The organism is Psychrobacter sp. CX10 (assembly GCF_057621575.2).
The window spans coordinates 2,804,416-2,828,315 of record NZ_CM177736.1 but is presented as its reverse complement, the minus strand read 5'-3'; the positions used below and the strand labels follow the sequence as shown (position 1 = coordinate 2,828,315).

The window sequence follows — 23,900 nt, the reverse complement described above, 5'->3', positions numbered from 1 at the left end:
GCAAGCGTTTACTAATATTAAGGATTTATCAGCAATGATTTATACATTGATGGCGCTAGTCTTTGTAATAGGTTACATCGCGATTGCTCTAGAGCATAATATTCATGTTGATAAAGCGGCCTCGGCGCTGCTTACTGCCATTTTAGTGTGGACATTGTTAGTTATTGGCTCTGATACCCTATTGGCGGACCAAATGGTACATGCTGAAGGATTAAATGTCAGTCAATTTATTAATGTAGAGCTTAGGCATCATCTGGCAGAAATTGCAGAAATTCTATTTTTCTTGATGGGTGCAATGGTGATTGTCGAGCTTATTGATGCGCATGATGGTTTTTATGCCATCACTAGCCGTATTCAAACCACAAGCGCCGTTAAGCTGTTGTGGACCATCGGAATTCTGACCTTTTTCTTCTCCGCTCTACTCGATAACCTAACGACGACCATTGTTATGGTGTCTTTGCTACGTAAGCTGATTACCAAACAGCAAATGCGCTGGTTGTACGTTGGCATGGTCGTTATCTGTGCAAACGCAGGCGGTGCATGGTCCCCTATTGGTGATGTAACCACCACCATGCTATGGATTGGTCATCAGGTTACCGCCAGCAAGATTATCGTTGATCTTATTGTACCTAGTATTATTGCAGCTGTCGTGCCACTCATTATATTGAGCGTGTCGCTAAAAGGTAAAAAGATTCTTCGCCCTGTAGAAGATAAACCTGCGCCCAAGTCCTCAAGTAGTAACTATTTAGGACCTGTGGATCAAAACCCTGCGTTAGCAGGAGGACCTGTGTTTATGGAAGCGGTGCCAACCAGTGCGCCTGAAACACTCCCCAAAGATCAGTTGGCTTTGATGGCACAGCGTACCATTACAAGAAGAATGCGATTAAGCGTATTGATATTAGGCTTATCAGCCCTTGCCTTTGTCCCTATTTTTAAGACGGTAACTCATCTACCGCCATACATGGGCATATTGTTTGGGCTGGGTGTGTTATGGGTTTATACCGAAGTGATGCATCGCCATCATGACTGGTATGTTAAAGAACAGTTGACGGTAGTTGGCGTTTTATCACGCGTGGATATACCCAGTATTTTATTCTTCTTAGGTATATTATTGGCGGTTGCTGGTTTAGCGACAGCGGGGCATTTGACGGATGTGGCCTTATGGTTAGATAATACCTTTGGCAATTTATATGTGATCAATGTGCTTATTGGCTTGTTGTCCTCGTTAGTAGATAACGTACCTTTAGTAGCAGGTGCCATGAAAATGTATCCACTACTTGATCAGGCTGCTTTATCAGGAATGACAGGCGACCAGTTAGCGCGTCAAAGTATGTTCCTGCAAGATGGCGCGTTCTGGCATTTCTTAGCATATTGTGCGGGTACCGGCGGTAGTTGCTTAATTATTGGCTCTGCAGCAGGCGTGGCCGCTATGGGTATGGAGAAAGTACCTTTTATATGGTATTTAAAACGCATTAGTATCTTAGCCTTAGTTGGCTACCTAGCAGGGGCTGCAACCTATATTGCTATTCATGTCATATAGACCCCGCGATTAGTAGAGCAAAACTAAATAAAACCAAACGTGTTATTTAAAGCCATAAAGAGTCTATCTTTATGGCTTTTTCGTCGAAATTAAATGTCTACCTTGTGCAGAATAAAAGTCAGCTTAAGGGCTTTAACTTTTTCTTATTTATTGAAGCTTTACAGCACTTATACCGCTCTAAAACGCTTATTTACCCTAGTTATGCTACAATAGTTATAAATAATTAATGATAAATAAAGCTTGAATCATTTTTTATGAATTAGGTGTTCTTTCATAACACTGATATTTGACGTTGATATATGTGACACGAATATTGTAGTGTAAAAATTAGCATTTTAGACACAGTAGATTCAAATATCTGAATTCTAAATAATGACTGCTCAAGCTTTTTAGACTAAGTGAGGTTATTATGCTCGCTCAATTACTTCCTATGCTCGCCATTACGTTTGGCGTATTTGTTCTTTTCTTTTTGATGATGGGTATTGGATATATGATCAAAAAAGAACCCTTAAGGGGTTCTTGCGGTCGTGTGGCTAATCTAATGGGGGATGAGACCTGCTCATTTTGTGGGGATGATCCCAATAAATGCGACAAGATGAACGATGATGCTAACCTTAATGAAAAAGCGGCAGAACTTGGTAAATCAGCTGTCTGATTTACTTACTTTTAACCAGCAGCTTTTTAACTTTCAGTTTAATACCTTTTTTAATTCTAAGCTTTTAAATCTTGTTTCTTAAGTGGCAACTATTAAGTGAATGCTCTTAAGTGGCGGTTGTTAATTAACAGTTGCCAGTTTCTAAGTATCAGATTAGCCAGTTGTACACTAATAGAACCATCGTTTAGGCGGTGGTTTTTTTAGTGGATATCTTGTCATCGCTTTGCTTTTAGTAGGTATTTTTTATGTCAAACCCCGCTGCCGCTACCCAGCATAATTCGCTCAAAGAGCCTGCATCACGTACCACATTTTGGCTCGTCATTATTGCTATTGTGCTTATGGCGAGTAATATGCGCTCGCCAATCGTGGCACTGGGGTCTATCGCGCCTGTAGTGCAAGACGCTTTAAATCTTGATGCATCGCATATCGGGTGGCTAGGGGCAATCCCAATGTTAATGTTTGCGCTAGGCGCTCTGATCTCACCTTCAATAGGCAAACGTTATGGGCTTGAAAACACGCTGATCGGCGTTGTCATAGCGGTGACTATAGGCATTATTATTCGTTCGACATGGCTAGATTGGTATGGGTTTTTATTGGGGACGGTTCTATTAACTTTAGCTATTGGCTTTGCTAATACGCTGGTTGCACCAATAATAAAACTGCATACCTCAGCTCATATTGCCTTGGTGACCAGTATATTTAGTCTGACGATGTCTATCATGGCGGGCGTAGTATCAGGGCTGGTTTATCCACTTTCTGAACAAGTCGGCTGGCAGTGGGCACTTGGCGGCTGGACCATCCTTGGCGTAGCCGCAATTGTCGCTTGGGTTATTTTACGCTTGAAGCTAGGCTCATCTCATAACATACCCGCTGCAACGCTGACAGAAAATGAAACGGCTCAAGAAGCGACTTCGGTTTGGAAATCGCCCCTAGCTTGGCAATTGGCCATATTCATGGGTTTACAGTCTTTGGTGTTTTATACCTTTGCTGCTTTTTTACCATCAATATGGATTAGTAGAGGGCTGAATGAGGTTCAGGCAGGTAGCATGGCGTCTATTTTTCAATTTATGGCCCCGATTGCTATTATAAGTATGACGTGGCTGATTCGTAAGCGGGGCATGAAAATACAAACAGTCGCCCTCATTGCCAGCACTCTTATTGTTTTAGGTATGATCGGTATCTCATACCTGCCGTCTATCATGCCGATTCTATGGACGGCTTTTCTTGGCTTAGGTTGCGCGGCTATTTTTACCTTATGTATCATGTTGTTTTCACTGCGCACCTACACCCCTAATCAAGCGAGTAAACTTTCGGGTATGGCGCAAACAGTTGCCTATCTGGTGGCTTTTATAGGACCTTTTGGTGCAGGTTGGTTGTATGAAATCACGGATAATTGGGATGCCCCTTTATTGTTTATTTTGGTATTGACTGTCATTAACATCATTATTGCTTGGCTCGCCAGTCGTCCTATTATGATTGACGGCAAGCCTGCTTAAGCACTATTCTATGGCAATACATTACTAATCCTTACTCAATCTAAGCTATCAACTCCCTTTTTAAGCACATAACAAATGGTCCTTTTATGAAGTTTTCAAAATACGGTCAACAGTTCACTAAAACCAGCGCTATCTCTCAGCTCATGGATGATTTAGGTGATGCTTTAAAAAGCCCTACTCCGGTTAATATGCTAGGCGGAGGTAACCCTGCCCGTATCGATAAAGTAAATGAGGCATTTTTTGAAGCATATCAATCCTTGCAACAAGGTGGTATTGAGAGCAGTGCGATAGAATCCGTGGGTAACTATTCAAACCCACAAGGAGACGCAAAATTTATTGATGCTTTGGTTGACTTTTTTAACCGTCATTATGATTGGAACTTAACTAGCGATAACATCGTATTGACCAATGGCTCGCAAAATGCCTTCTTCTATTTATTTAACTTGTTTGGTGGGAAATTTGAAGACGATAAAGGCAACCTGAGTACCAAGTCCATTTTACTGCCACTAGCTCCTGAATATATCGGCTATAGCGATGTACAAATTGATGGTGAACACTTTATTTCGATAAAGCCCGAAATCGAAGAGGTTGAGCACGAATCTGAAACCGGATTTTTTAAATATAAAGTGGATTTTACAGCTTTAGAAAACTTGCCTGCTCTTAAAAACGGTGAGATTGGTGCTATTTGCTGCTCTCGCCCAACTAATCCTACTGGCAACGTGTTAACCGACGAAGAAATGGCACATCTTGCCCAAATCGCTAAGCAGTATGACGTGCCGCTAATCATTGATAACGCCTACGGCGAGCCGTTCCCCAATATTATTTACCCTGATGTCAATTTAAACTGGGACAGCAATACCATCTTATGCTTCAGCCTATCAAAAATTGGTCTGCCAGGCGCGCGTACTGGTATTATTGTCGCCGCGCCTGAGGTGGTTAAAACTGTCAGTGCTATGAATGCGGTAGTCAATCTAGCACCTACTCGTTTTGGTGCTGCCATTACTACGCCACTGCTAAAAGACGATCGTCTAAAACAGATTTGTGATAAGACCATCCAGCCGTTTTATGCGCGAAAAGCAAAAAAGGCCATTGCTCATATTAAAAAAGAAATGGGTAACTATCCGGTCTTGGTACATAAACCAGAAGGCGCTATTTTCTTATGGGTATGGTTTAAAGATTTACCGATTTCGACCACAGAGCTATACGATCGCTTAAAACAGAAAAACACTTTAATTGTACCCAGTGAGCACTTCTATCCTGGTTTAGATAACAGCAACTACCCACACGCTCATCAATGCGTGCGTATGAGTATTGCCGCTCATGATGATACTTTAGAAGCGGGCATCAAAGTAATTGGTGAGGTGGTGCGTGAGCTTTATGATAATGCTTAAAGGGTTTAAGTTAAGTTGTGCTTAATCAATGAATTATTGCCTATTGCTCACAAAAAAGACTATCTGAGCATCTTAAATGCAAAGTTAGTCTTTTTAAATGGTCATATACAAAGATGCTTTAAAGCTTTCGGTCAACACAATTAATTTCAAAATTATTCACTCTTTCAAACGACAATACTGCGTTGAATAATCAAGGTATCTTTTTGTATCAGCGAAAAGTTTATTTATATCTTTTGATGCATGCTTTGCTAACTGCTCACCAAAACACTGGCATTTTTGAGCAGCATTTGTTTTATGGTTAATTTTAGCAGCATTTAAACACATATTGATGACTGAAGATTGTATATAAGGTTTTAAGCATTGATAAGCACTTTGCTCAACATTAACTCCTACTTCTTTTACTGAAGTTACCCCTGAATCATATTTGGCGACCGTGTTATCTGCTGCGCAGCCACAATAATTCTTAAAGTCATCTTCTGATTTTATAAACCCCATATAGTAAGCCTCTGCTTCTGAGGCTGTATTGATACAACTATTATAGGTCATACTACGTAATTCGCTTTTACTAATGACACCCTTGATATTATTAAGATGATCAGTATCATTCGAATAAGCAGATAAATTTAGTAGGCCTATAAGGACAATAATTGTAGTAACAAATGATTTATTCATAAATCTCTCATTTATTCAATCTAGTTAAGCATAGCAAACTCTTTGATCCTTTACTAAATCAATGCATAACTGATCTCAAACAGCTTAGTAACTAAGACTTTGCTACAATTACCATTATACCCCTTTACTAATTTTAGTGTTTAAAAGGATGATTCATGTCAGTTTTTACCCCTATTTTATCTAAAAAAAAGACAATGTCCTCTTTAAAGGTACTTAGCTTGTCTATTCTTTTTGGATTTGCACTTAGTGCCTGCCAACCTGCCAGCGACACGGCTAAAAACCCCGAAAATACGATTGCACTCGAAAGTGAAACTATGCCTGTAGAACAACCAATGACTGTGCCAATTACCAATACAACAGCGCCACAACCGATTACCTCACCCACCCAAACTATCGAACAACCCATCACCATATTAGCCATCGGCGATTCATTAACCGAAGGTTTGGGCGTTGCAGAAGATGATACCTACCCTGCCCAATTAGAAGAAGCCTTGAAACAAGCCGGCTATGTAAATACTAAAGTTGTAAACGCCGGTGTCAGTGGTGAGACCACAAGTGGGCTTGTGAATCGGTTGGATTGGGCTTTAAAAACTCAACCTAATATTACGATATTGACCACAGGTGCTAATGACGCCATGCGCGGTATCGATGTAGCGACGGTAGAAGATAATATACGTACCGCTATTAAGCGTTTACAAAGTAAAGGCAGTACGGTGATACTTGGTGGTATGCAGATTTATGACAACTTAGGCGATGACTACGTACAGTCTTTTTCAAACATCTATCCGAGACTGGCCGAAGAATACGATATTGCCTTCATACCTTTCTTCTTAGAAGGTGTGGGCGGTGATCCTAAGTTAAACCAATCTGATGCCATTCATCCCACAGCTGAGGGGTATACCAAGATAGTTCATAACAATATATTGCCCGTACTAACGCCTACACTTGAAAAATTTGTGGATAGTAAAGAGGCTGAGCCATATGAGACCGTACAATGAACAAGTCGATAAGTAAAACAGTAAATGACCCCCATTCGAATAAAACGAGCAAACCCCTATTGTACGCCAGAAATTTATCTAAAAGCGTTATTATTGGCGAGACTAAGACTGACATTATCAAAGACGTTAATGTGAGTATTGCAGCAGGTGAGTTTGCAGTGATAATGGGTAAATCGGGATCAGGCAAATCGACACTGCTCGGGCTGCTCGCAGGTTTAGACTACCCTGATACAGGCGAAGTTTGGCTAGATGGACAGAATTTAACCGATTTGTCTGAAGATGAATTGGCACAAAAACGTCAGCAAGACATGGGCTTTGTGTTCCAATCCTTTCATTTGTTGCCAACGCTAACCGTTAGCGAGAACATAGCCTTTCCGCTCGATATTGCCCGTCATCCTGATGCCAAACGGGTCGAGCAATTAATCAAAGCGGTTGGACTCACCCATCGCAGTGACAGCTTACCGCATCAACTCTCTGGTGGTGAGCAGCAGCGTACTGCACTGGCACGGGCATTGGTTGCACGTCCTAAAATCATCTTTGCTGATGAGCCGACGGGTAATTTGGATGAACAAAATGCCCAGCAGGTGATGAACTTATTACTGGAATTACAACAGCAATCGGGAACCGCTTTGGTGGTGGTGACCCATGACCCGGCGCTTACCCAAAAAGCAGATCAGGTAATTACCATTCATGATGGGCGGATTGAAGATTGAGGATTGATTGAGGATTAAATAGCCAACCTATCTCTAAATAATGTTTGTTTTTGTTTCTGATGTTTATAAAAGTTTGCTAAAAATGAGAACTTAAAAGTAACTGTGATAAATTAAGGAAAACTAACTCAACCTATGTAACTTTTAAGTTTTTATTCTAACTAAGAGACTTTTATGACTAATAGTATAACCATAAAGAAACCAGTCAGAAATTTTATTCTACTCGCTGGAGCAGCCGGTATTCTCACCGCCTGTGCTACGCCGACCTCACAGAGCACCTCCAACGCCCCTTATGCAACGCTGCAATCAGCAGATATGATTGTCACCAATGCCAAAGTGGCGGTGATGGACGACGCACGTACCACTGCTGAAGCAATCGCCATTAAGGACGGTAAGGTACTCATGACAGGTAGCGATGAGGACATCTTGCGTTTGCGTAATGACGATACTCAAGTTATCGATGCACATGGTCGCACACTGATACCGGGGTTAAATGACTCACATCTTCATATAACTCGGGGTGGTCGTTTTTATAATACCGAGCTGCGCTGGGATGGCGTCACCTCATTAAAAGAAGCCCTGCGTATGCTAAAGGAGCAGGCAGACAGAACGCCTGAAGGTCAATGGGTACGTGTGATTGGTGGTTGGTCACCGTATCAATTTGAAGAAAAGCGGATGCCGACTATAGAGGAGATTAACGAGGCAACAGGTGACACGCCTGCTTTCGTATTGTATTTATACAGCCGTGGTTGGTTGAATCAAGCGGGACTTGACGCCTTGGGGATTGATAAAGATACCCAGCCGCCAAATGATGACAGTCGTTATGAGCGCGATGAAAACGGCAATCCTACAGGCGTGCTACTCGCTGAGCCTAATGCCATGATTCTGTATCAAGTTATTGGTAAATTGCCACCATTATCTGAACAAGAGATGATTAACTCAACGGCGCATTTTAACCATGAATTAAATCGCTTTGGCTTGACCAGTGCGATTGATGCTGGCGGCGGTGGGCATACTTTCCCGCAAGACTATGACGCCTCGCAAGCCTTAGCAAAAAACGGTGATGCTTCACTGCGGATCTCTTACTACTTATTCCCACAAAAAGCAGGTGAAGAAAAACAAGCCTTTGAACAATGGATGGCAAATAATACCGCTTCTGTTAACGAGCATACCCACCTTGAACACGGCTATGAGTTAAAAGGCGGTGGAGAATACATGACATGGGCGGCCGGTGATTTTGAAAACTTTTTGGCACCAAAGCCTTTTATTAAAAATAACGAGGGTTGGCGTGAGAGTACCAAAGAGGTTATCCAAATGCACGTTAACGAGGGTTGGCCGTTTAGACAGCACTCTACCTATGGCGAGAATACTGCCCTAATTGTTGATTTGGTCGATGAGATTGACCGTGAAAACGACCATAAAATTCGTGATGAGATGCGCTGGGCAATTGACCACGGTGAAACCATAACTGATGAGACCTTGCGTGAAATCAAACGTTTGAATGGTGGCGTTTCGGTACAAGACCGTATGGCGTATGCTGGCGAATACTTTGTGGAGCGTTATGGTGCGGAGGCCGCTAAGACTACCCCACCGTTTAAGAAGATATATGACATGGGCATTCCGCTAGGCTCTGGTACAGACGGTACACGAGTGGCAAGTTACAATCCGTGGATATCCTTGTACTGGATGACCACAGGTAAAACAGTTGGCGGTACCCAGTTGTACGATAAGAACAATATCCTAGACCGTGACGATGCGCTAGAGGTGTACACGAGCGGTAGTGCATGGTTCTCTCATGAAGAGGACGTTAAAGGGACGCTAGAGAAGGGTAAATATGCGGACTTTGTTTTGTTATCTGACGACTATTTCACCGTACCTGACGAAAAAATCAAAACCATTGAATCAGTATTGACAGTGGTTGGCGGTGATGTGGTTTATGGCGCTGGTGAGTACAATACGCTAAATCCGCAACTGCCTGCAATTATCCCAAGCTGGTCACCCGTTAAGTATTATGGCGGTTATCATAATCCTACTAAACCTGCGGCTAAACAGTAGCTTACCCAAAAAGCAGATCAGGTAATTACCATTCATGATGGGCAGATTGTATGAATATAGCCTTGTTCGACTTTGACGGCACGATCACTCGCAAAGATACTTTTAGTAACTTTATTTTATATGCCACACCCAAAAACAGATTGCGCCTTGGTCGTTTTATACTATTGCCGACACTCATAAAATACAAACTAGGCTTAGTAAAAGGTCAAGATATTCGTGCCAAAGTATTACATTCTGCGTTTCGAGGTACCAGCGAGGACAGTTTAAGAGCCAAAGGTAGGACGTATGCGGAACAAGAGCTACCTAATTATCTACGCCCTAAAGCAATGCAACGAATACAGTGGCATATAGATAGAGGCGATACAGTCGTCATTGTGTCCGCGTCACTAGATTTATATTTAAAACCCTGGTGTGAGATACACGGGCTAGCATTGATATGCACTGAAGTTGCTACTAAAGACGGTGTGCTGACTGGCTATACTAAACAAGGGGATTGTAGCTCACATCAGAAACAACTGATGGTTTGCAAAGCTTATAATCTTGATGACTTTGAACAGATTTATGCCTATGGTGATACGGTAGAGGATAATGAATTGTTATCGTTGGCGTCGGATAATAAGCGGTATTACTGTTATTTTGAGTAATAATATTAATCCAGCATTAGGCCGTGTTTGCTATTAGATTATGAAGTTACAAATGAGATAAACTGTCGTCAAATACGAATAATTGACAAGATAATATCGACATATTAGTTGGAAAGCAGGCAAAATTTGGTTAAAAATATAGCCATTTTGAGACTACAAATTCTGAAGTTCCAAAGGAAGACATGACCTAGACCCCAGCTATAGAAAGAGTGTGATTACAGCCTGATAATCATTTTGTCCTATTCTTAAATCAGACCACTACTCATCCGACTCCGACCATACCGCAAACTCATTACCACTGGGCTCGGTAAAGTGAAAACGATACCCACCGGGAAACTCAAATATATCTTGAATAATAGTGCCGCCATTATTAATCACTTTATCCAAAGTTGATAACAGACTATCACTATAAAATACCAATAAAGCACCACCATGATCGGTTAGATTCACCTTGTCCGACTGATAAAAGCCACCATCTAACCCTTCATTTTCGAATGCGGTGTAGTGCTCGCCATAATCAGTAAACTGCCAATTAAATACTGTGCGAAAGAAGGCTTTCGTCGCTGATAAGTTTGTTGAGGCAAATTCGACATAGTTTAGTTGCTCGTGCTGTTTCATATTTAAATCCATTTATTATGTTTATAGTTATAGAGTACCCTTAATCGAAGCCTTCATCATGACATTTAACAATAAATTGCTAGATTTCGACGGTGTTAATCAAACCTTATGACAACTAATAAAAAGCATATTTTTATCATTGGTGGTACGGGCGGTATAGGTAAAGCGCTACTCAACCGCTTATACCATGACGAATCAGTAGCGCGAATCTTTGCGACGTATCATAATCGAGTACCTGCCAACTTTAATACAAGCGATATTGAGTGCCACGCTGATAGTAAAGTGATTTGGCTTGCGATGGATGTGACTTGTGAGCGTAGTATAAAAAATGCCATTATTCAAATTGGTGAGCACGTCAGCCATATTGATTGGGTTATCAATGCGGTGGGATTATTGCACAAGGAGACGCACCAACCGGAGAAAGCAATCAGACAACTTGACCCCGACTTTTTTATAGAAAATATAACAATCAATGCCTTACCTAGCCTGCTGATTGCCAAACATATCAAACCGTTATTAAAAGCGGGTAAGCCCAGTGAGGTGCATCCAGCTATCTATGCGACGATTTCGGCTCGGGTCGGTAGTATTAGCGATAATAGACTCGGTGGTTGGTACAGCTATCGCATGAGTAAAGCGGCACTCAATATGGGTATGAAAACGTTGTCGATTGAATGGCAGCGCTCACTTAAAAACGTCTGTGTTGTGGTGATGCAGCCCGGTACGGTTGATACGTCATTGTCTAAGCCGTATCAAACCAATGTCCCTAAAGAGACATTATTCGAACCCAATCAATGCGCTGATAATCTGTTGTCCGTATTAGGACAGCTAACCTTTAACGATACTGGCTGCTTTGTGGATTGGGCAGGTAAGCATATAGAGTGGTAGATAATACTTATTTAACTTTTAAACAAAAATAACTAACAATGAGACCGTTATCGGTGATGTTTTGATAATGAGTGGTTAAGTGCGCGACGCTAACAAAGGGGACGTCCACATCTTCTTAGTCATCTTATACAATACATGCTCGGCTAGCCGATGTGTTGGCTCAAGGTTAGGGTGATAAAAATTCTTACCTGTATTGGTCATGCCAATACGCTGCATCACTGCTTGCGAGGCTGAATTGGTGGTTGTGGTAAAGGACACGACTTCATGCAAATTAAGCTCGCTAAAGGCAAACCGTAACGCCTCGGTTGCTGCTTCAGTAGCATAACCTCTACCCCAATAGTCAGAATGCAATCGCCAACCAATCTCGACACAAGGCGAGCACGGTAGCTCTGCACTTGGCTCATGCAGTCCAACAAAGCCAATAAACTTGCCATTTACCTCTACGCTGTCTTTGCTGTCTTTTAGTGCAACTGCCCAAAACCCCCAACCTCTACCTGCTATCAGCTGTTTAAGCCTTACTGCCATTGCATCGCTCTCTTGCCTAGTTAATGGCTTTTGAAAATGCGCCATCACTTTAGGGTCAGCATTTAGTTGGGCAAACATAGGTAGATCATCATTGCGCCATTGACGCAGATAAAGACGTTTTGTTTCTAGGGTCATAGTTTTAATTTTGAGCGTCGTTATTAATCAAGTGGTCGTCTATTTTCAACAGACTATCAACAAAATAAGACACAAGATACAGGGTTTGTTTTGTATATTGGCTAGACTATTCTAACTAAACTTATCATTAGCCTAAAGGTTTACCCATGCTCTCGTTAATGGAACATTTAATTGAATGGATTGATGTCATTGCCAAAGTTGTCGAATTTATTGGTGTGATGATTATGTTTTTAGGGCTAGTCATGGCATTTGCGAAGGCAATAATGTCATCGGATAAATTCAGTCATGATACCTATATAGGTATTAGACAAGACGTTGGAAAGTCGATTTTATTGGGGCTAGAGGTGCTGATTGCTGCGGACATTATGGCAACCGTAGTGACAGAACCGACACTACGAAGCGTGGTCGTGCTGGGTCTTATTGTATTAATCAGAACGTTCTTAAGTTTATCGTTACAAGTTGAGCTTGAGGGGCGGTTTCCTTGGCAAAAAGAAAAGACTGAAAATAATGCTACTATGGATAAAGACGGTAGAGTTGATTAGCAACGTTTTACGACCAGCGCAGTTAAACCGGGGCTAATGAAGACTTCTCTTTTTAGCAATCATTATTGAATTCACCACAAACAGACATCTATATAGCTATGACCTCAGACACCACGCCCAAATCATCTAAAAAGCCATCCAAAGCCTACTCAAACCTTGGTAGTAAATCCCTACAACGTAGCTGGTGGCGGCATTGGGTGTATCCGTTGTTGTTTTTATTGGCGATGGTGTTGTCGTTATCGACGTATTTAACCCTCGATTCCATTCAACAGTCGGTGCGAGATTATGTGACCGACAATCAGCGAGCATTGGTGGGTGGGGATATCATCTTAAACAGTAAGCAGGCATGGACACCCGATGTATTGCAAGCGGTAGAAGCGTTTGCATCTGATAGTGACGCGACTAATAGTGGTGCAACTAATAGCGAGGCAACTAATAAAACTGGCGTGGTTTACGATTATCAATTTAACGCCATGATTTCGAGCATCAACGATGACAGCTCTTTAAACAACGCTTTAAATGAAGACAGCGCTGACGTCAGTGCAGATGTCAGTATAGATGTCAGTGCAGACAACAGTGCTTTACTCGCTCGTATCAAAGCAGTATCTAATCAATATCCGCTATATGGTGAAGTCGAGCTGGCCTCAGGCAAACCGCTTTGGGAGCAACTACAGCCCAAAACCGTGGTGGTAGAAACGCAAGTATTAACAGGACTTGAGGTAGCTGTTGGCGATAAGATTAAGATTGGGGATGCAGTATTTACCATTGCTGATGAACTGGTGGCAGAACCCGACCGTCCGTTAACGGCATTTGGTTTTGGTGCTCGGGTGCTGATGACTGATAGCGATTTAGACGCCACCAATTTAATGGGGCAACGTAGCCGAGTCAATTACCGTATTGAGTTGGCGGGTAACGTTGATACAAATGCAGATGCCATTGCCAACGTTTACAGCAAGCTTGAGCAAATCATTGACACCCTGCCCGACTCCCAAGATGTTGAGCTGACTACTGCTGACGAATCCAACACGTCAGTCACTGCAGTGTCAGATAATGTGTTAATTTTTTTGAAGTTATTGGTCATTGCGGTGCTGTTTTTGTCTGCGGTGGCGCTACTTAGTGTGGTCAAAGCCTTTGTTGGCATGCAACAAAAGTCCAATGCCATTCGCCGCGCCATTGGTGAGTCGGTGCAAGCGATTAAACGCAGTTATTATCAGGTGTTTTTGGGTATGGCGGTGCTCGCTTGTGTCGCCTCTGGTCTATTAAGCTTAGGTATGATTCATATCGGCGCACAATATTTAACCGCTATTTTACCGCCTGATATCGCACTGTCGATTCGCTGGGTGAGTGTGGCAAAAATCAGTATTGTCGCTTTGGTCATTACCGTATTGGTGGTGCAGCAAAGCTTATATGCGGTGACCCACACCAAGCCATCTGCGGTACTTAAACAGTCGGCAAGTAATACCCGCCAACATCCGCCTTTGTATTGGTACGGACTGGTACTGCTGGCAAGTTATGGATTGCTTGCTTATGAGTTTGGCTCCTGGCTGACAGGCCTGCAGGTATTGGGCGGTATGCTGGCGCTGGCAGGCTGTTTCTGGTTACTCGGTAAAGGGTGGTTGTGGTTACTGTCAAAAATTATTGCACGCGGCGGCGGTAAGTCGTCAGGTTGGATGGCTCGTATTGCGGTGCATAACCTATCCCGCAAGGGCAATCAATCGGCGCTATTTTTTGTGACATTAGCGCTGTCGGTGGCGGTACTCACCATGATTACCCTACTTAATCACAGCTTAAATGAGCAATTTGTACAAGCCTATCCTGAAGACGCCCCAAATCTGTTTTTGCTCGATGTGCAAAGTGACCAGCATGACCAATTAAACACCATGATTGACTCGCCCATTACTTACTATCCGGTGGTGCGCGCAAGGGTGACCGAGGCAGGCAGTGTGCCTATTGAGAATGTCGAACCACGCGGTAGCTCGGGCGATGACCCCACTCGGGTGTTTAATCTAAGCTATGCCGATAGTATCATGGACACTGAATTTATTACCGAATCGGTCAACTCTGGCGAGCTTTATGCCTCTATTGATGCCAAATCTCAAACGTCCAGTGAGACTACAACGTTAGATGTTGTGCCGTTATCCATTTTAGATACCGCAGCCGATTTATTAAATGTCGATATGGGCGATCAAGTCCGCTTTAATATTCAAGGCATTGAGATTGTCGGACAGATCACCAGTATTCGTGAGCGTTACGAGCGTGGTCCTAGTCCATTTTTCTATTTCTTATTTGAGCCTGACGTCTTGGCAGATGCCCCGCAAATTCAGTTTGCGACGACTAAGGTAGATAGCGCGCAGATTCCGCAAATTCAAACCGATCTTGTGCGTGCGTTTCCTGCGATTACCACCATTGATGGCGGGGCGATTGCCCAGCAAGTACAGGGCTTTGTGAGTCAAATGAGCCGCTTGGTGCAGGTGTTTACCTTGCTGGCGATGATTACGGGCATTATGGTGTTGATTACGTCCTTATTATCGACGTCGCAAGACCGCTTACGGGACAGTGCCTCGTTTCGCTTATTGGGTATGCAAACCAGTGATTTGTATAAGATTAATATGCTAGAGATAGGCTTATTAGGGATTAGTGCGGGTGCGTTTGCCGTCGTGCTGGCAAGCAGTACAGCGTATGTGATTATTACCCAGTGGTTTAATCTGCGCTTTAGTGTGCCTTGGGGTAGCTTTGCGCTCGGTGCGGTGTTACTGGTGGCGGTGTTGTTGATTATTGCAATTGGCTATGTGCGTTTGGTGATTGGGCGTGGGATTATGGCTAGGGTGCGGGGGATGGTTTAGGGGATTGAGTTAGTCCTATTTATAACCTCTGTGTGCTAGGCTAGATTGGATGGTTTACTAAAAATTCTATAAAACATTAAATAGCAGGGATAAAAGCCAATGGCTGACGTTAAATTAAATAGGAAAACACTACCAATTAGTGACGACGCACAGGCTTTAAGCCATCTTGCGACTATTACCAATATTTGCACATGTCAAGAGGTCTTGGATGCTTATAATGAATTGAAAAAACAGTTCGCTCCAAAACGAATATTCTTAGTCTTAGATGATGAGTCACAAGCGGGCTATACCTCTATGCATGCCAGTACTCATGAACGTTTTAGTAGTGATGCTGACGATATATTGAATGAATTAGAATCTGATGACCCAAGATTGAATGAGATTTTTGAAGGTGAAGTCTACCCTAAACAAATTGAATATTACGCTAAGCAACTCCAAAACCCCGAATACCGTGTTGAGATTGGAAGTTTTGATGAAAAGATGCAACCCTATAGTGCGGATGATTTGATGGCAATCATTGCTTTTAATGAAAACCCTTTGCCCGTTATGGACAAACGTATAATGGTTAAGGCGGGTGAATTTGATAATGAGCCGTTGAAGTTAGCTCTATTATTAAACGGTTATTTTACATGTGATTTTAGTCCGTTTGAAAACTTTGCCATTATAACTATGATGGATGATTTCGGTTTTGAGTTTATTGGGCTTGGTGCGTCACTAATGGGTTTTATCAAGACACCAAGTTTTGACAATAAAATCTTACACAATTTATTGTCCAAACTAACATCACTCTATCATCTGGACAAACCAACCAGCTCAACCCTGAAAAAGCTTATTGATGAGAATAATTACGTTATTCTCCCTTATTCAGAGTCGCCAAGTGAGTTATATGGATGCGAGTAATTGATTATTGCAGGTTAGGTTAGTGATTGGACGTGGGATCAGAAAGAGGGTTTGGTGGATGGTTTAGGTTTTTTTCAAACAACACTTGAAAAAAAAACAAATACCACTATATAAGTAAGGCATTAATAACAAATACTTACAATTATAGACAATAAGGATGTTTTCAATGGAGGATAAAGTATTATACGTACCAATACTCAATTCCAAAAGAGGAGAGTTTAATGCACTATTAGAATTAGATGCATCAATTAAGTCTCATATTAAACCAGTTATCACATTAACAAAAGAGAAAGCGGACTCTAGAGGATAATCATTAGCCAAAAATGTAGAGCAAAAATGGGGAAGCAATCCAATTTATATAGATTTAAACGAACCCTCGAATGTTTCTATTCAAGGCGTTAACCATATAGATTTTATTTTAAACGAATTTCATAATAGGAATTTAAATTATCATCCAGTTATTAACATACATAATCCTAATTTATCAATTATTAATCATGTGTTACAGCATAAATTACAATGCTGCTTAAAAATAAACATTCAATTATTTGATAATACCACTATTTTAAGTTTACAGAAACTTATTGATCAATTAACGGACGATGAGCGTATCGTAGATATTCTAATTGATTTTAGGTCAAATATTAAGTCTAATGAAAAAGCTCAATCTCATCATATTCAGACCTTTTACGATTACATCGTCAGTAATTTTGTAGATAGTGTCGATCAAATAATTATAGCTGGTTCTTCAGCACCAAAAGAGTTGTTAAGGGAAGATTATAATCCTTATGGACATGCTCCTCGCATTCACTGGTTAGGCTTTCAAGAATTTTTACAAGGGCTTACTCAAGAGTCTAAACATCCAATTTTCTCAGACTATTCTGTAGTACATCCTGATGAATTGGAGCCTATAACATACGTTAATCCAAATGCTAAGATTAAATACACATTATCTGATGATTATTTATTTGCAGTTGGTTATCAAGTAAACACCCATCATGTCGATGGTTTTAATCAGTATCATGATATATCACATATAATTGTTAGCTCTCCTTACTTCTTAGGTGCTACTTATTCATGGGGAGATAATTATTTGAGTGAATGCGCTAACAAAACTGCCACTTGTGGCAATATGGAAACTTGGGTAAAAGTAGGACACAATCATCACATAACATTTGTCGCTAGACAGAACGCCAGTCACTACGGGATTTCAATATAGCTCTGATATTATCTCTAATTTCATTTAAACTGAAGTTATCCACTACTAGTTGGTGGATTTCTTGTTTCTTTAGCTTTCTAATTCTCCAATCAACTTCTATTCTTTGAGCCAGTAAATTTAATATTTCATCCTTCCAAGCTAGTTTAACTAACTCAAATGAATCTATATTTTTATTTTCTTTCTCCCGACGTTCGGTTTTTAGCTTTATCGCTCCTCTTTTACCCTGTGTAGCTATTTTAACTCCCCACCATTCAGGGATGATTTCTATTGCTCTATCAGCATGCTTAGATCCTACAACCAAAGTGACTTTATCCATTACCGCAGAATACGCTTCAATCTGACTAGGTAACCTCAACAGATTATCCGAATCGCTCTTAAGCTCAAAACCATGAAGTTTACCATTTACAACAGCTATATCTATACGATTACGACCATAATTTAGACCCATCTCTTCCACAACTAGCGTTGATGGGTCACTAATATGGTTTTTAATAACTCTTTTCTTAACAGCGTTTCGTACGTCTTTATCAAGCATTTTATTAATTGACATAAATATAGAACCTAATGATTAACTTATAACCTTTTTAATGCAGGTCTTATACATTAACATGATTTTTAGAGAACTCTATTAATGTGTTTACAATAATTAATTTTATATTAAACACGTATGAACATTATCGTGTTTTCTCATTCCAGTAATAAACCTTGCATCGGAGGAGAAGTTTAGCCCTGATTGAAACAGATATACTTGGTATACCACAGGGGTGCAGACACTTGGCTAGAGATGGTATCGCTAAGTCAGGAACGACTCTTGCTATTAGCGCCTGCCCCTGTATAAACCAAGATTTTAGCTTAAAGCAGGATTAGCTACAAATCCCTAACGACAGAATATACCTGTAAAGCAATCTATTGAGCTTTCCTCTCGCCAAGGATTAGGGATTTGTAATATTTCATCAACCCGCTGTCCGGCAATAGAAATATCTTGATAGTCTTCACCATTGGGTTCGATGTCACCACGGCGCTCAATGTCTGAGGTTTGCATAAACTGTAAGAATTTCTTGGCGTCTTTTGCCAGTTGGCTGTTGGGCTGATGCGACAACTCAATCATTGCCAAATTATCTTCTGGCTCATAGAAGTAATGCATGGCATCGTCTGTCCAATCTGTATTATCTGATCCGTAAAATAAAGAGAACCGGTAAATGTTATATAGTTGCTGGGCTTCTTGCTTATGGCGTCCATTTGGATAGCGCTTTAAATAATCTTCCCAAAACAAAGCGCGTTCTATAAGGTTTTCTAAAGAGACGTTAATAGCCGCATCATTCCAAAAAATATCCTGATTGTCCTTTGCCATACGCTCAAAGAAGGTACGGTCTTGTTCGGTCAAATAAGGGGCAAACCGAGACACCATTGCTGATAAATCATGGCTAAAAGTATAGTAGCCTTCGCCCAAATACTTAAGATAAACATCTTCATCACTCTGTGATAACGTGAGTAAGTATCTAAGATGTGGATTTAGCGTTGCCTGTTGAGTCTTGGAGAGGGCCTCGCCAGTGTCTACCTTGTATGCTATGTTATTAAAAACGTCAAGGTCGTCCTCACCCCGCAAGCCGTCATCCAAAAAACGGTAATACATCTCATTGTATTGTGTTAGTAGCATGAGTGCGGTTGTACTGTCCGTTTGTTCTAAACAAACAGGAAGCGCTTCATTAACTTGATAGATAGCCTCTATCTTACTGTTTATGCCAACTTGCGCCATTATCTCACGTACAATGTCGCAGTTCGCTTTACTTGTATCGACGTTTATCGCCATTTCCGTTTCATTTTCTACAGTACCTTCTTTTTCAATACTTTTCGTTTCATTAGAAATTTCTACTGGCTTTGGCACGGCTTGACTAGCTTTGGTAGTCGTTAGTTCAGCTTGCGTCAACTCGTCGGACTGCGTTTCACAGGCGCTAATTCCGAGTAATAATAATGAGGTGATGAGGTATCGGTTTTTTAATAGATTACTCATAGGGGTTACTTCTCTGCTTGATGGCTATTGGTTTAAAATAGTTTTAAGTAGGCGTAGCGTAGTGCAGTGAATCGAAGTCCACGAAGGTTAATATTAACGCAGGTTATCACCCACGATTTTATAATTCTATGAGCATGTATATTGTTTCAATCCTTACTTAACACCCCCAACGTCAACTGGAGGAGTGGTTTAGCCGTGACATGAGAACCGCTAAAAATTGCACTGCAATTTTAGGTTCGCAAGATAAAATGCTTTAACGGGCATTTTCTGAGTGGATATACTTGGTGAAGCATAGGGCTGCAGGCGTTTGGTAAGAGTCGTTATCGCTGAGTCAGGAACGACGCTTGCCAAGCGCCCGCCCCTAATCAAGCCAAGATAGTAGCGAATGGCGCGATTGGCTACTCAAAACCCAATCCCTGTAACTCTGAATCGCACAAAGCAGCTTTAATTATAAACACTCCGAATAGTCATCTTGATACAGAATAGAATAAATTGGCTTAGACCGTAGGTCTTTATTAATTATATTGGTAGCGACCCAAGCGCCAATAGTCTCTATCTTTGACCCAATAAAATTCTACTTTGATTAAAGTATTATTCAATAGGTATTAATATAATACACAATTAGTATTAAGGGTATTTAAATTAAGACTATAAGTTTACAGCTTTCAAATACGCCAAGATTTGGCACTATTATTCATGGGAGCACTGATAAAAACCATTTACAAAAGTCTCTCTTAACTCACTTTTAATTGATAATTTACAGTCGTATACTCAAATAGTGACCCACAGCGTCTTTCATATGTTTTTTTGTTGTATCCCTCAATATGACGGACTCTAATGCAACCAAGGAGAACACTATGAAGGAGCGTACTGAAAAAAACACCACCAGAGGTGTCACTAAAGACTGGGCCGATGGTAATCAAGCCAAAGACACTGGCAAACACAGTAATGTGGCTCGCATCGATGAGACCTGTCAGCGTCTGCTACAAGATGTCAATGAAGCAATAAATCAGCTTAATGAAGACAAGCTTAATGCCTTAACTCATTGTGAAGACAGCTTGGCAGGCTGCGGCTGCGGTTCGTCGTCCTCTAGCACGCCTAAAGTCGATTTGGTCATACTCATTGATGCCAGTGGCTCGATGTCCACTGCTGCGACAGCCGTTGCAGAAGCCGCCGATGAAGCGTTGCGCAAAGCCGCTGATGAATGTCCATCAGACTTACGAGTTACATGGCTTGCTGTCGATGGTTCAAAATCTGGGGCCAATACACCAGGATATCTTGGCGATATTACCTCTACCCTTGCTGGTACTAGCTTTACCCAGACCCATCAACAGTATTTAGAAGGCATTGGCAGCACCGGTCCTTTTAAGCAAGATGAGCCGCAACCAGCAGGAGATAGCACCTACCCCGGTGAAGAAGGGGCCGATTCAATTGCTGACATTAGTAACTTTTATGATTGGCGAGAGGGGGCGTGTAAATCAATATTTTATATTAGTGATACGGCACTTGATGGTTATTCGGCATTCTATGATGCGGCTGCAACCAATGCCACTGCGGCAGCTGTTGCCAATGGCGTGGTGGTATTTGCTCATAAAATAACGCCCGGCAGTGACAATAGCCCCGGTGTTGTCGCATCCTATGACAACATGACTGATCCTACTGGGGGTAGTACCTATCATGGCCCGGTCAGTGAAGAGCAATACGTAGAATTACTGATCAACGCCATTTGTAATGCATGCGGGTCAGAATGTAATGCGTTGGACATACCAAAAATTAACCCTTGCGTCTCCCTAAAATGGGGCGACAGCGACTGCGACTGCTTTGAGACAGATGACGTTGAAACGGCTATCATCTCAGTGTGCAATTGCTATTCCAATATTACTTTTAGTGGGGTGCGTATCGCTCAGCTATCTGTCGTAATGGAGGATGGCTCGGCGGTCCCTACCCTGCCTGATGGTACGCCTTCAGTTGAGGTTATCCCAAGCGGTGGGATATGTTTTGGTAACGTTGGACCTTGTGAAGAAGGTGGTACGAACTGTGTGTCTCGTGAGATTGTTATTCGCACCCGTGGTGCCAGAAGCGGTAAGTATCAGATTAAAGTCGAAGGCTTGTGTTTTGAGGTGAAACTGGTACAGCGGCATGATACCTGCTTTACATTGGAACTGTGTAAAGATTAACGTCAACGTTCTGAAACTTTAAGATAATAAAAGCCAAGTACATAGCTAAGTACTTGGCTTTTTAATATGAAAAACTAGAGGGTAGGTTTATGAGATATTAACAGTATTACATATGGTCAGTATCTACATATGGTTTGTTATCTAAGGCTGCTGTAGCGGGCAATACGACTTCTTGTTGGAAATAACGTGACTTGCCATCTAATATTTTGTTAACGTCATTGATTAGATCTTCAATGACATCGTCATAGAGGCCTAAGTGTAGCTCTCTATCAAACCCTGTATACGCATGCTTACGAGCAGCTGAGCGTACATCGGTAATACCATGCTTTTGAAAGAAGATATCTACACGGCCATCACTATTTAGCACACAGCTTAAAACGCCATCATCAATTTCTAAATCGTAACGCTCAGGAATAAAGATATAATCATCCACATCCAGTAGCTCTTTTTCGACAGATCTTGTTAATAAAGATTTAATATCGAACATATATGTCTCCTTTATTATTTTAAATTTTAATAAATATGATTAATAGTCATCTTATTTCATTACAAATATAGTGGAATTTATAGCCCAATCCATTGATAAATAAAGCTTATTGGTTATGTAGTTACCGACTATATTTATACGCTTACAAACTATTTTAAAGAACTACTGCGCATTATTAAGTTATTATGTGTAAGACTTCGTTTAAAATTAGCAAAGCCCTACCGTTTAATATGTATTGCTTTTGGTTTATGTAATTAGGTTTGCATCTCGCTCAGTAGCCAATTTTCAAAATCAGTAACCTGATCTGCCATCTCAGGCTTGACTTGTTTTAGCTTATCAAGAGCTGATCTTACTGAAGCGGTACCATAATTGATGTGAGTTAATGCCTGCTTTAGTGCATCGATTAAATCGACATTAAGTGCATCAGAGAAGATGACCACTTCTTTTATAATAGCTTGTTCAACATCCATATGTAGATCGATAATGCCCCAATCAAAACGGGTTTCGATGTGATGGCTAAACTGTGGCGTTTTGCCAAATCGCCAGTGCCAATCTGCCATTTGCTCATAATATTTGTTTAAGTGAGGTTGTTGTTTTAATGAGGCTTCATCTAATTCCTCAACCTCAGCAGTTTGCCCATAATACTCACAGAACGCCTCTATAATCGCCTGAGACAGGCTTTCGTGAGTGATAGTCTCATTGAATTCAACCAGATTAGCTACCCGTGAGCGTACTGACTTGATACCTTTGGCTTTTAGCTTTAATGGGTGCGGATGTAAATAGTCACCAAGCTTTTGCATATTGGCGTCCACCAATAGCGTACCGTGGTGGAAACTGCGATCAACCGCATGCTTAAATGCACTGCCTGATATTTTACGGTTGCCCACTTGCATGTCATTTCGACCCGACTGAGTGGCGTCGATACCCAACTTTTTTAGGGCATTGATAATGATTTGGAAATTGGCATCTTGGTCGTAGTCTTCTTTTGGAGATAAAAAGGTAAAGTTAGTATTACCCAAATCATGAAACACTGCCCCGCCCCCACTTTGACGGCGAGCGAGGTAAACCCCATCTTGTTCCATCTTATCAGTTTTGCACTCGACCCAAGGGTTTTGGGAGCGACCGAGCACCACAGTTTCGCTATTTCGCCATAAAAATAAGGTGTGCGAGCCTGGATCAAGCTCTTGGAAAATCCAGTCTTCTGTCGCCAGATTAAACCAAGGGTTAGTGACTTCTGATTTTAAGATGCGAAGTTTCATGATGGATTCCTTTTTTGTTTTTATCTTGAGTTGTTTTTATCAGGAAGATGTTGTTTAATTAAGCTCAATAATACTTTTAAAACTTATATTCAAAGGTCTATTGAGTAGCGACTTTAGGTCAATCTACCCAAAGCCCCG

The 23,900-nt window shown here is 41.4% G+C and carries 20 protein-coding genes and 1 pseudogene; 14 read left to right on the top strand and 7 right to left on the bottom strand.

Features of this window, described 5'->3' with window-relative positions; all coding sequences use genetic code 11:
• The first annotated feature begins 34 nt into the window (after positions 1 to 34).
• From nhaD to AC21OH_RS11460, 4 genes are all read left to right on the top strand, one after another.
• The gene (gene nhaD, locus AC21OH_RS11475) at positions 35 to 1,540 is read left to right on the top strand and encodes a sodium:proton antiporter NhaD (RefSeq protein WP_487369825.1); all 1,506 of its coding nucleotides are present in this window, start codon (positions 35 to 37) and stop codon (positions 1,538 to 1,540) included.
• A 409-nt stretch (positions 1,541 to 1,949) separates the two neighbouring features.
• Positions 1,950 to 2,195, top strand: a complete 246-nt coding sequence (nqrM, locus tag AC21OH_RS11470; protein WP_486535190.1) for a (Na+)-NQR maturation NqrM — start codon at positions 1,950 to 1,952, stop codon at positions 2,193 to 2,195.
• Between the two features lie 245 nt (positions 2,196 to 2,440).
• Positions 2,441 to 3,691 (top strand): MFS transporter, encoded by a 1,251-nt coding sequence (locus tag AC21OH_RS11465; protein WP_487369826.1) that lies wholly within the window; start codon positions 2,441 to 2,443, stop codon positions 3,689 to 3,691.
• A gap of 86 nt (positions 3,692 to 3,777) precedes the next feature.
• Positions 3,778 to 5,082, top strand: coding sequence for a valine--pyruvate transaminase (locus AC21OH_RS11460; RefSeq protein ID WP_487369827.1), 1,305 nt, complete (start codon positions 3,778 to 3,780; stop codon positions 5,080 to 5,082).
• A gap of 156 nt (positions 5,083 to 5,238) precedes the next feature.
• Here AC21OH_RS11460 and AC21OH_RS11455 read toward each other — a convergent pair whose 3' ends face one another.
• Positions 5,239 to 5,754: a hypothetical protein gene (locus AC21OH_RS11455; RefSeq protein ID WP_487369828.1), complete on the bottom strand. Its 516-nt coding sequence runs from the start codon at positions 5,752 to 5,754 to the stop codon at positions 5,239 to 5,241.
• 155 nt (positions 5,755 to 5,909) lie between these two features.
• Here AC21OH_RS11455 and AC21OH_RS11450 point away from each other — a divergent pair, with 155 nt between their 5' ends.
• From AC21OH_RS11450 to AC21OH_RS11435, 4 genes are all read left to right on the top strand, one after another.
• Entirely contained in the window at positions 5,910 to 6,752 is an 843-nt protein-coding gene (locus AC21OH_RS11450; protein ID WP_487369829.1) for an arylesterase, read from the top strand.
• Positions 6,749 to 7,465, top strand: a complete 717-nt coding sequence (locus tag AC21OH_RS11445; RefSeq protein ID WP_487369830.1) for an ABC transporter ATP-binding protein — start codon at positions 6,749 to 6,751, stop codon at positions 7,463 to 7,465. Before AC21OH_RS11450 ends, AC21OH_RS11445 begins: the two co-directional genes overlap by 4 nt.
• A gap of 171 nt (positions 7,466 to 7,636) precedes the next feature.
• Entirely contained in the window at positions 7,637 to 9,517 is a 1,881-nt protein-coding gene (locus tag AC21OH_RS11440; RefSeq protein WP_487369831.1) for an amidohydrolase, read from the top strand.
• Between the two features lie 50 nt (positions 9,518 to 9,567).
• On the top strand, positions 9,568 to 10,161 hold the full coding sequence (locus tag AC21OH_RS11435; protein WP_487369832.1) for an HAD-IB family hydrolase: 594 nt from the start codon (positions 9,568 to 9,570) through the stop codon (positions 10,159 to 10,161).
• Between the two features lie 258 nt (positions 10,162 to 10,419).
• Here the strand turns inward: AC21OH_RS11435 and AC21OH_RS11430 are convergent, their stop codons facing one another.
• Complete coding sequence (locus tag AC21OH_RS11430; protein WP_487369833.1) at positions 10,420 to 10,779, bottom strand: VOC family protein; 360 nt, start codon at positions 10,777 to 10,779, stop codon at positions 10,420 to 10,422.
• A gap of 108 nt (positions 10,780 to 10,887) precedes the next feature.
• On the opposite strand from AC21OH_RS11430, the gene AC21OH_RS11425 reads away from it, so the two are divergent.
• Entirely contained in the window at positions 10,888 to 11,664 is a 777-nt protein-coding gene (locus AC21OH_RS11425; RefSeq protein WP_487369834.1) for an SDR family oxidoreductase, read from the top strand.
• 75 nt (positions 11,665 to 11,739) lie between these two features.
• Here AC21OH_RS11425 and AC21OH_RS11420 read toward each other — a convergent pair whose 3' ends face one another.
• Positions 11,740 to 12,324 carry a GNAT family N-acetyltransferase gene (locus AC21OH_RS11420; RefSeq protein ID WP_487369835.1) on the bottom strand — a complete coding sequence of 195 codons (585 nt, stop codon included), beginning with the start codon at positions 12,322 to 12,324 and terminating at the stop codon, positions 11,740 to 11,742.
• A 146-nt stretch (positions 12,325 to 12,470) separates the two neighbouring features.
• On the opposite strand from AC21OH_RS11420, the gene AC21OH_RS11415 reads away from it, so the two are divergent.
• The 4 genes and pseudogenes from AC21OH_RS11415 (at position 12,471) to AC21OH_RS11400 (ending at position 17,828) form a co-directional block, all read left to right on the top strand.
• A complete protein-coding gene (locus AC21OH_RS11415) occupies positions 12,471 to 12,866 on the top strand; it encodes a DUF1622 domain-containing protein (protein ID WP_487369836.1) in 396 nt (131 codons plus the stop codon).
• Positions 12,867 to 12,964: 98 nt separating this feature from the next.
• A complete protein-coding gene (locus AC21OH_RS11410; protein ID WP_487369837.1) occupies positions 12,965 to 15,709 on the top strand; it encodes an ABC transporter permease in 2,745 nt (914 codons plus the stop codon).
• 99 nt (positions 15,710 to 15,808) lie between these two features.
• Positions 15,809 to 16,609 carry a hypothetical protein gene (locus AC21OH_RS11405; RefSeq protein WP_487369838.1) on the top strand — a complete coding sequence of 267 codons (801 nt, stop codon included), beginning with the start codon at positions 15,809 to 15,811 and terminating at the stop codon, positions 16,607 to 16,609.
• Positions 16,610 to 16,766: 157 nt separating this feature from the next.
• Positions 16,767 to 17,828, top strand: a pseudogene (locus AC21OH_RS11400) (beta family protein).
• Here the strand turns inward: AC21OH_RS11400 and AC21OH_RS11395 are convergent.
• Both AC21OH_RS11395 and AC21OH_RS11390 read right to left on the bottom strand, forming a co-directional pair.
• Complete coding sequence (locus tag AC21OH_RS11395) at positions 17,791 to 18,378, bottom strand: sce7726 family protein (protein WP_486530639.1); 588 nt, start codon at positions 18,376 to 18,378, stop codon at positions 17,791 to 17,793. The pseudogene AC21OH_RS11400 and the gene AC21OH_RS11395 overlap by 38 nt on opposite strands.
• 327 nt (positions 18,379 to 18,705) lie before the next feature.
• Positions 18,706 to 19,839: a hypothetical protein gene (locus tag AC21OH_RS11390; RefSeq protein ID WP_487369839.1), complete on the bottom strand. Its 1,134-nt coding sequence runs from the start codon at positions 19,837 to 19,839 to the stop codon at positions 18,706 to 18,708.
• Positions 19,840 to 20,696: 857 nt separating this feature from the next.
• Between AC21OH_RS11390 and AC21OH_RS11385 the strand changes: the two genes are divergently transcribed.
• On the top strand, positions 20,697 to 22,016 hold the full coding sequence (locus tag AC21OH_RS11385) for a hypothetical protein (RefSeq protein ID WP_487369840.1): 1,320 nt from the start codon (positions 20,697 to 20,699) through the stop codon (positions 22,014 to 22,016).
• Positions 22,017 to 22,122: 106 nt separating this feature from the next.
• Here the strand turns inward: AC21OH_RS11385 and AC21OH_RS11380 are convergent, their stop codons facing one another.
• Both AC21OH_RS11380 and lplA read right to left on the bottom strand, forming a co-directional pair.
• On the bottom strand, positions 22,123 to 22,503 hold the full coding sequence (locus AC21OH_RS11380) for a hypothetical protein (protein WP_486535207.1): 381 nt from the start codon (positions 22,501 to 22,503) through the stop codon (positions 22,123 to 22,125).
• Positions 22,504 to 22,757: 254 nt separating this feature from the next.
• Positions 22,758 to 23,762 (bottom strand): lipoate--protein ligase, encoded by a 1,005-nt coding sequence (gene lplA, locus AC21OH_RS11375; RefSeq protein WP_487369841.1) that lies wholly within the window; start codon positions 23,760 to 23,762, stop codon positions 22,758 to 22,760.
• Between the last annotated feature and the right edge of the window lie 138 nt (positions 23,763 to 23,900).

Coding starts and splice junctions, on each gene's coding strand:
- AC21OH_RS11385 (WP_487369840.1), top strand. CDS start 20,697: ATGAAGGAGCGTACTGAAAAAAACACCACCAGAGGTGTCACTAAAGAC.
- AC21OH_RS11425 (WP_487369834.1), top strand. CDS start 10,888: ATGACAACTAATAAAAAGCATATTTTTATCATTGGTGGTACGGGCGGT.
- nqrM (WP_486535190.1), top strand. CDS start 1,950: ATGCTCGCTCAATTACTTCCTATGCTCGCCATTACGTTTGGCGTATTT.
- AC21OH_RS11465 (WP_487369826.1), top strand. CDS start 2,441: ATGTCAAACCCCGCTGCCGCTACCCAGCATAATTCGCTCAAAGAGCCT.
- AC21OH_RS11455 (WP_487369828.1), bottom strand. CDS start 5,754: ATGAATAAATCATTTGTTACTACAATTATTGTCCTTATAGGCCTACTA.
- AC21OH_RS11415 (WP_487369836.1), top strand. CDS start 12,471: ATGCTCTCGTTAATGGAACATTTAATTGAATGGATTGATGTCATTGCC.
- AC21OH_RS11390 (WP_487369839.1), bottom strand. CDS start 19,839: ATGAGTAATCTATTAAAAAACCGATACCTCATCACCTCATTATTATTA.
- AC21OH_RS11405 (WP_487369838.1), top strand. CDS start 15,809: ATGGCTGACGTTAAATTAAATAGGAAAACACTACCAATTAGTGACGAC.
- AC21OH_RS11420 (WP_487369835.1), bottom strand. CDS start 12,324: ATGACCCTAGAAACAAAACGTCTTTATCTGCGTCAATGGCGCAATGAT.
- AC21OH_RS11410 (WP_487369837.1), top strand. CDS start 12,965: ATGACCTCAGACACCACGCCCAAATCATCTAAAAAGCCATCCAAAGCC.
- nhaD (WP_487369825.1), top strand. CDS start 35: ATGATTTATACATTGATGGCGCTAGTCTTTGTAATAGGTTACATCGCG.
- lplA (WP_487369841.1), bottom strand. CDS start 23,762: ATGAAACTTCGCATCTTAAAATCAGAAGTCACTAACCCTTGGTTTAAT.
- AC21OH_RS11450 (WP_487369829.1), top strand. CDS start 5,910: ATGTCAGTTTTTACCCCTATTTTATCTAAAAAAAAGACAATGTCCTCT.
- AC21OH_RS11435 (WP_487369832.1), top strand. CDS start 9,568: ATGAATATAGCCTTGTTCGACTTTGACGGCACGATCACTCGCAAAGAT.
- AC21OH_RS11380 (WP_486535207.1), bottom strand. CDS start 22,503: ATGTTCGATATTAAATCTTTATTAACAAGATCTGTCGAAAAAGAGCTA.
- AC21OH_RS11430 (WP_487369833.1), bottom strand. CDS start 10,779: ATGAAACAGCACGAGCAACTAAACTATGTCGAATTTGCCTCAACAAAC.
- AC21OH_RS11460 (WP_487369827.1), top strand. CDS start 3,778: ATGAAGTTTTCAAAATACGGTCAACAGTTCACTAAAACCAGCGCTATC.
- AC21OH_RS11445 (WP_487369830.1), top strand. CDS start 6,749: ATGAACAAGTCGATAAGTAAAACAGTAAATGACCCCCATTCGAATAAA.
- AC21OH_RS11440 (WP_487369831.1), top strand. CDS start 7,637: ATGACTAATAGTATAACCATAAAGAAACCAGTCAGAAATTTTATTCTA.
- AC21OH_RS11395 (WP_486530639.1), bottom strand. CDS start 18,378: ATGTCAATTAATAAAATGCTTGATAAAGACGTACGAAACGCTGTTAAG.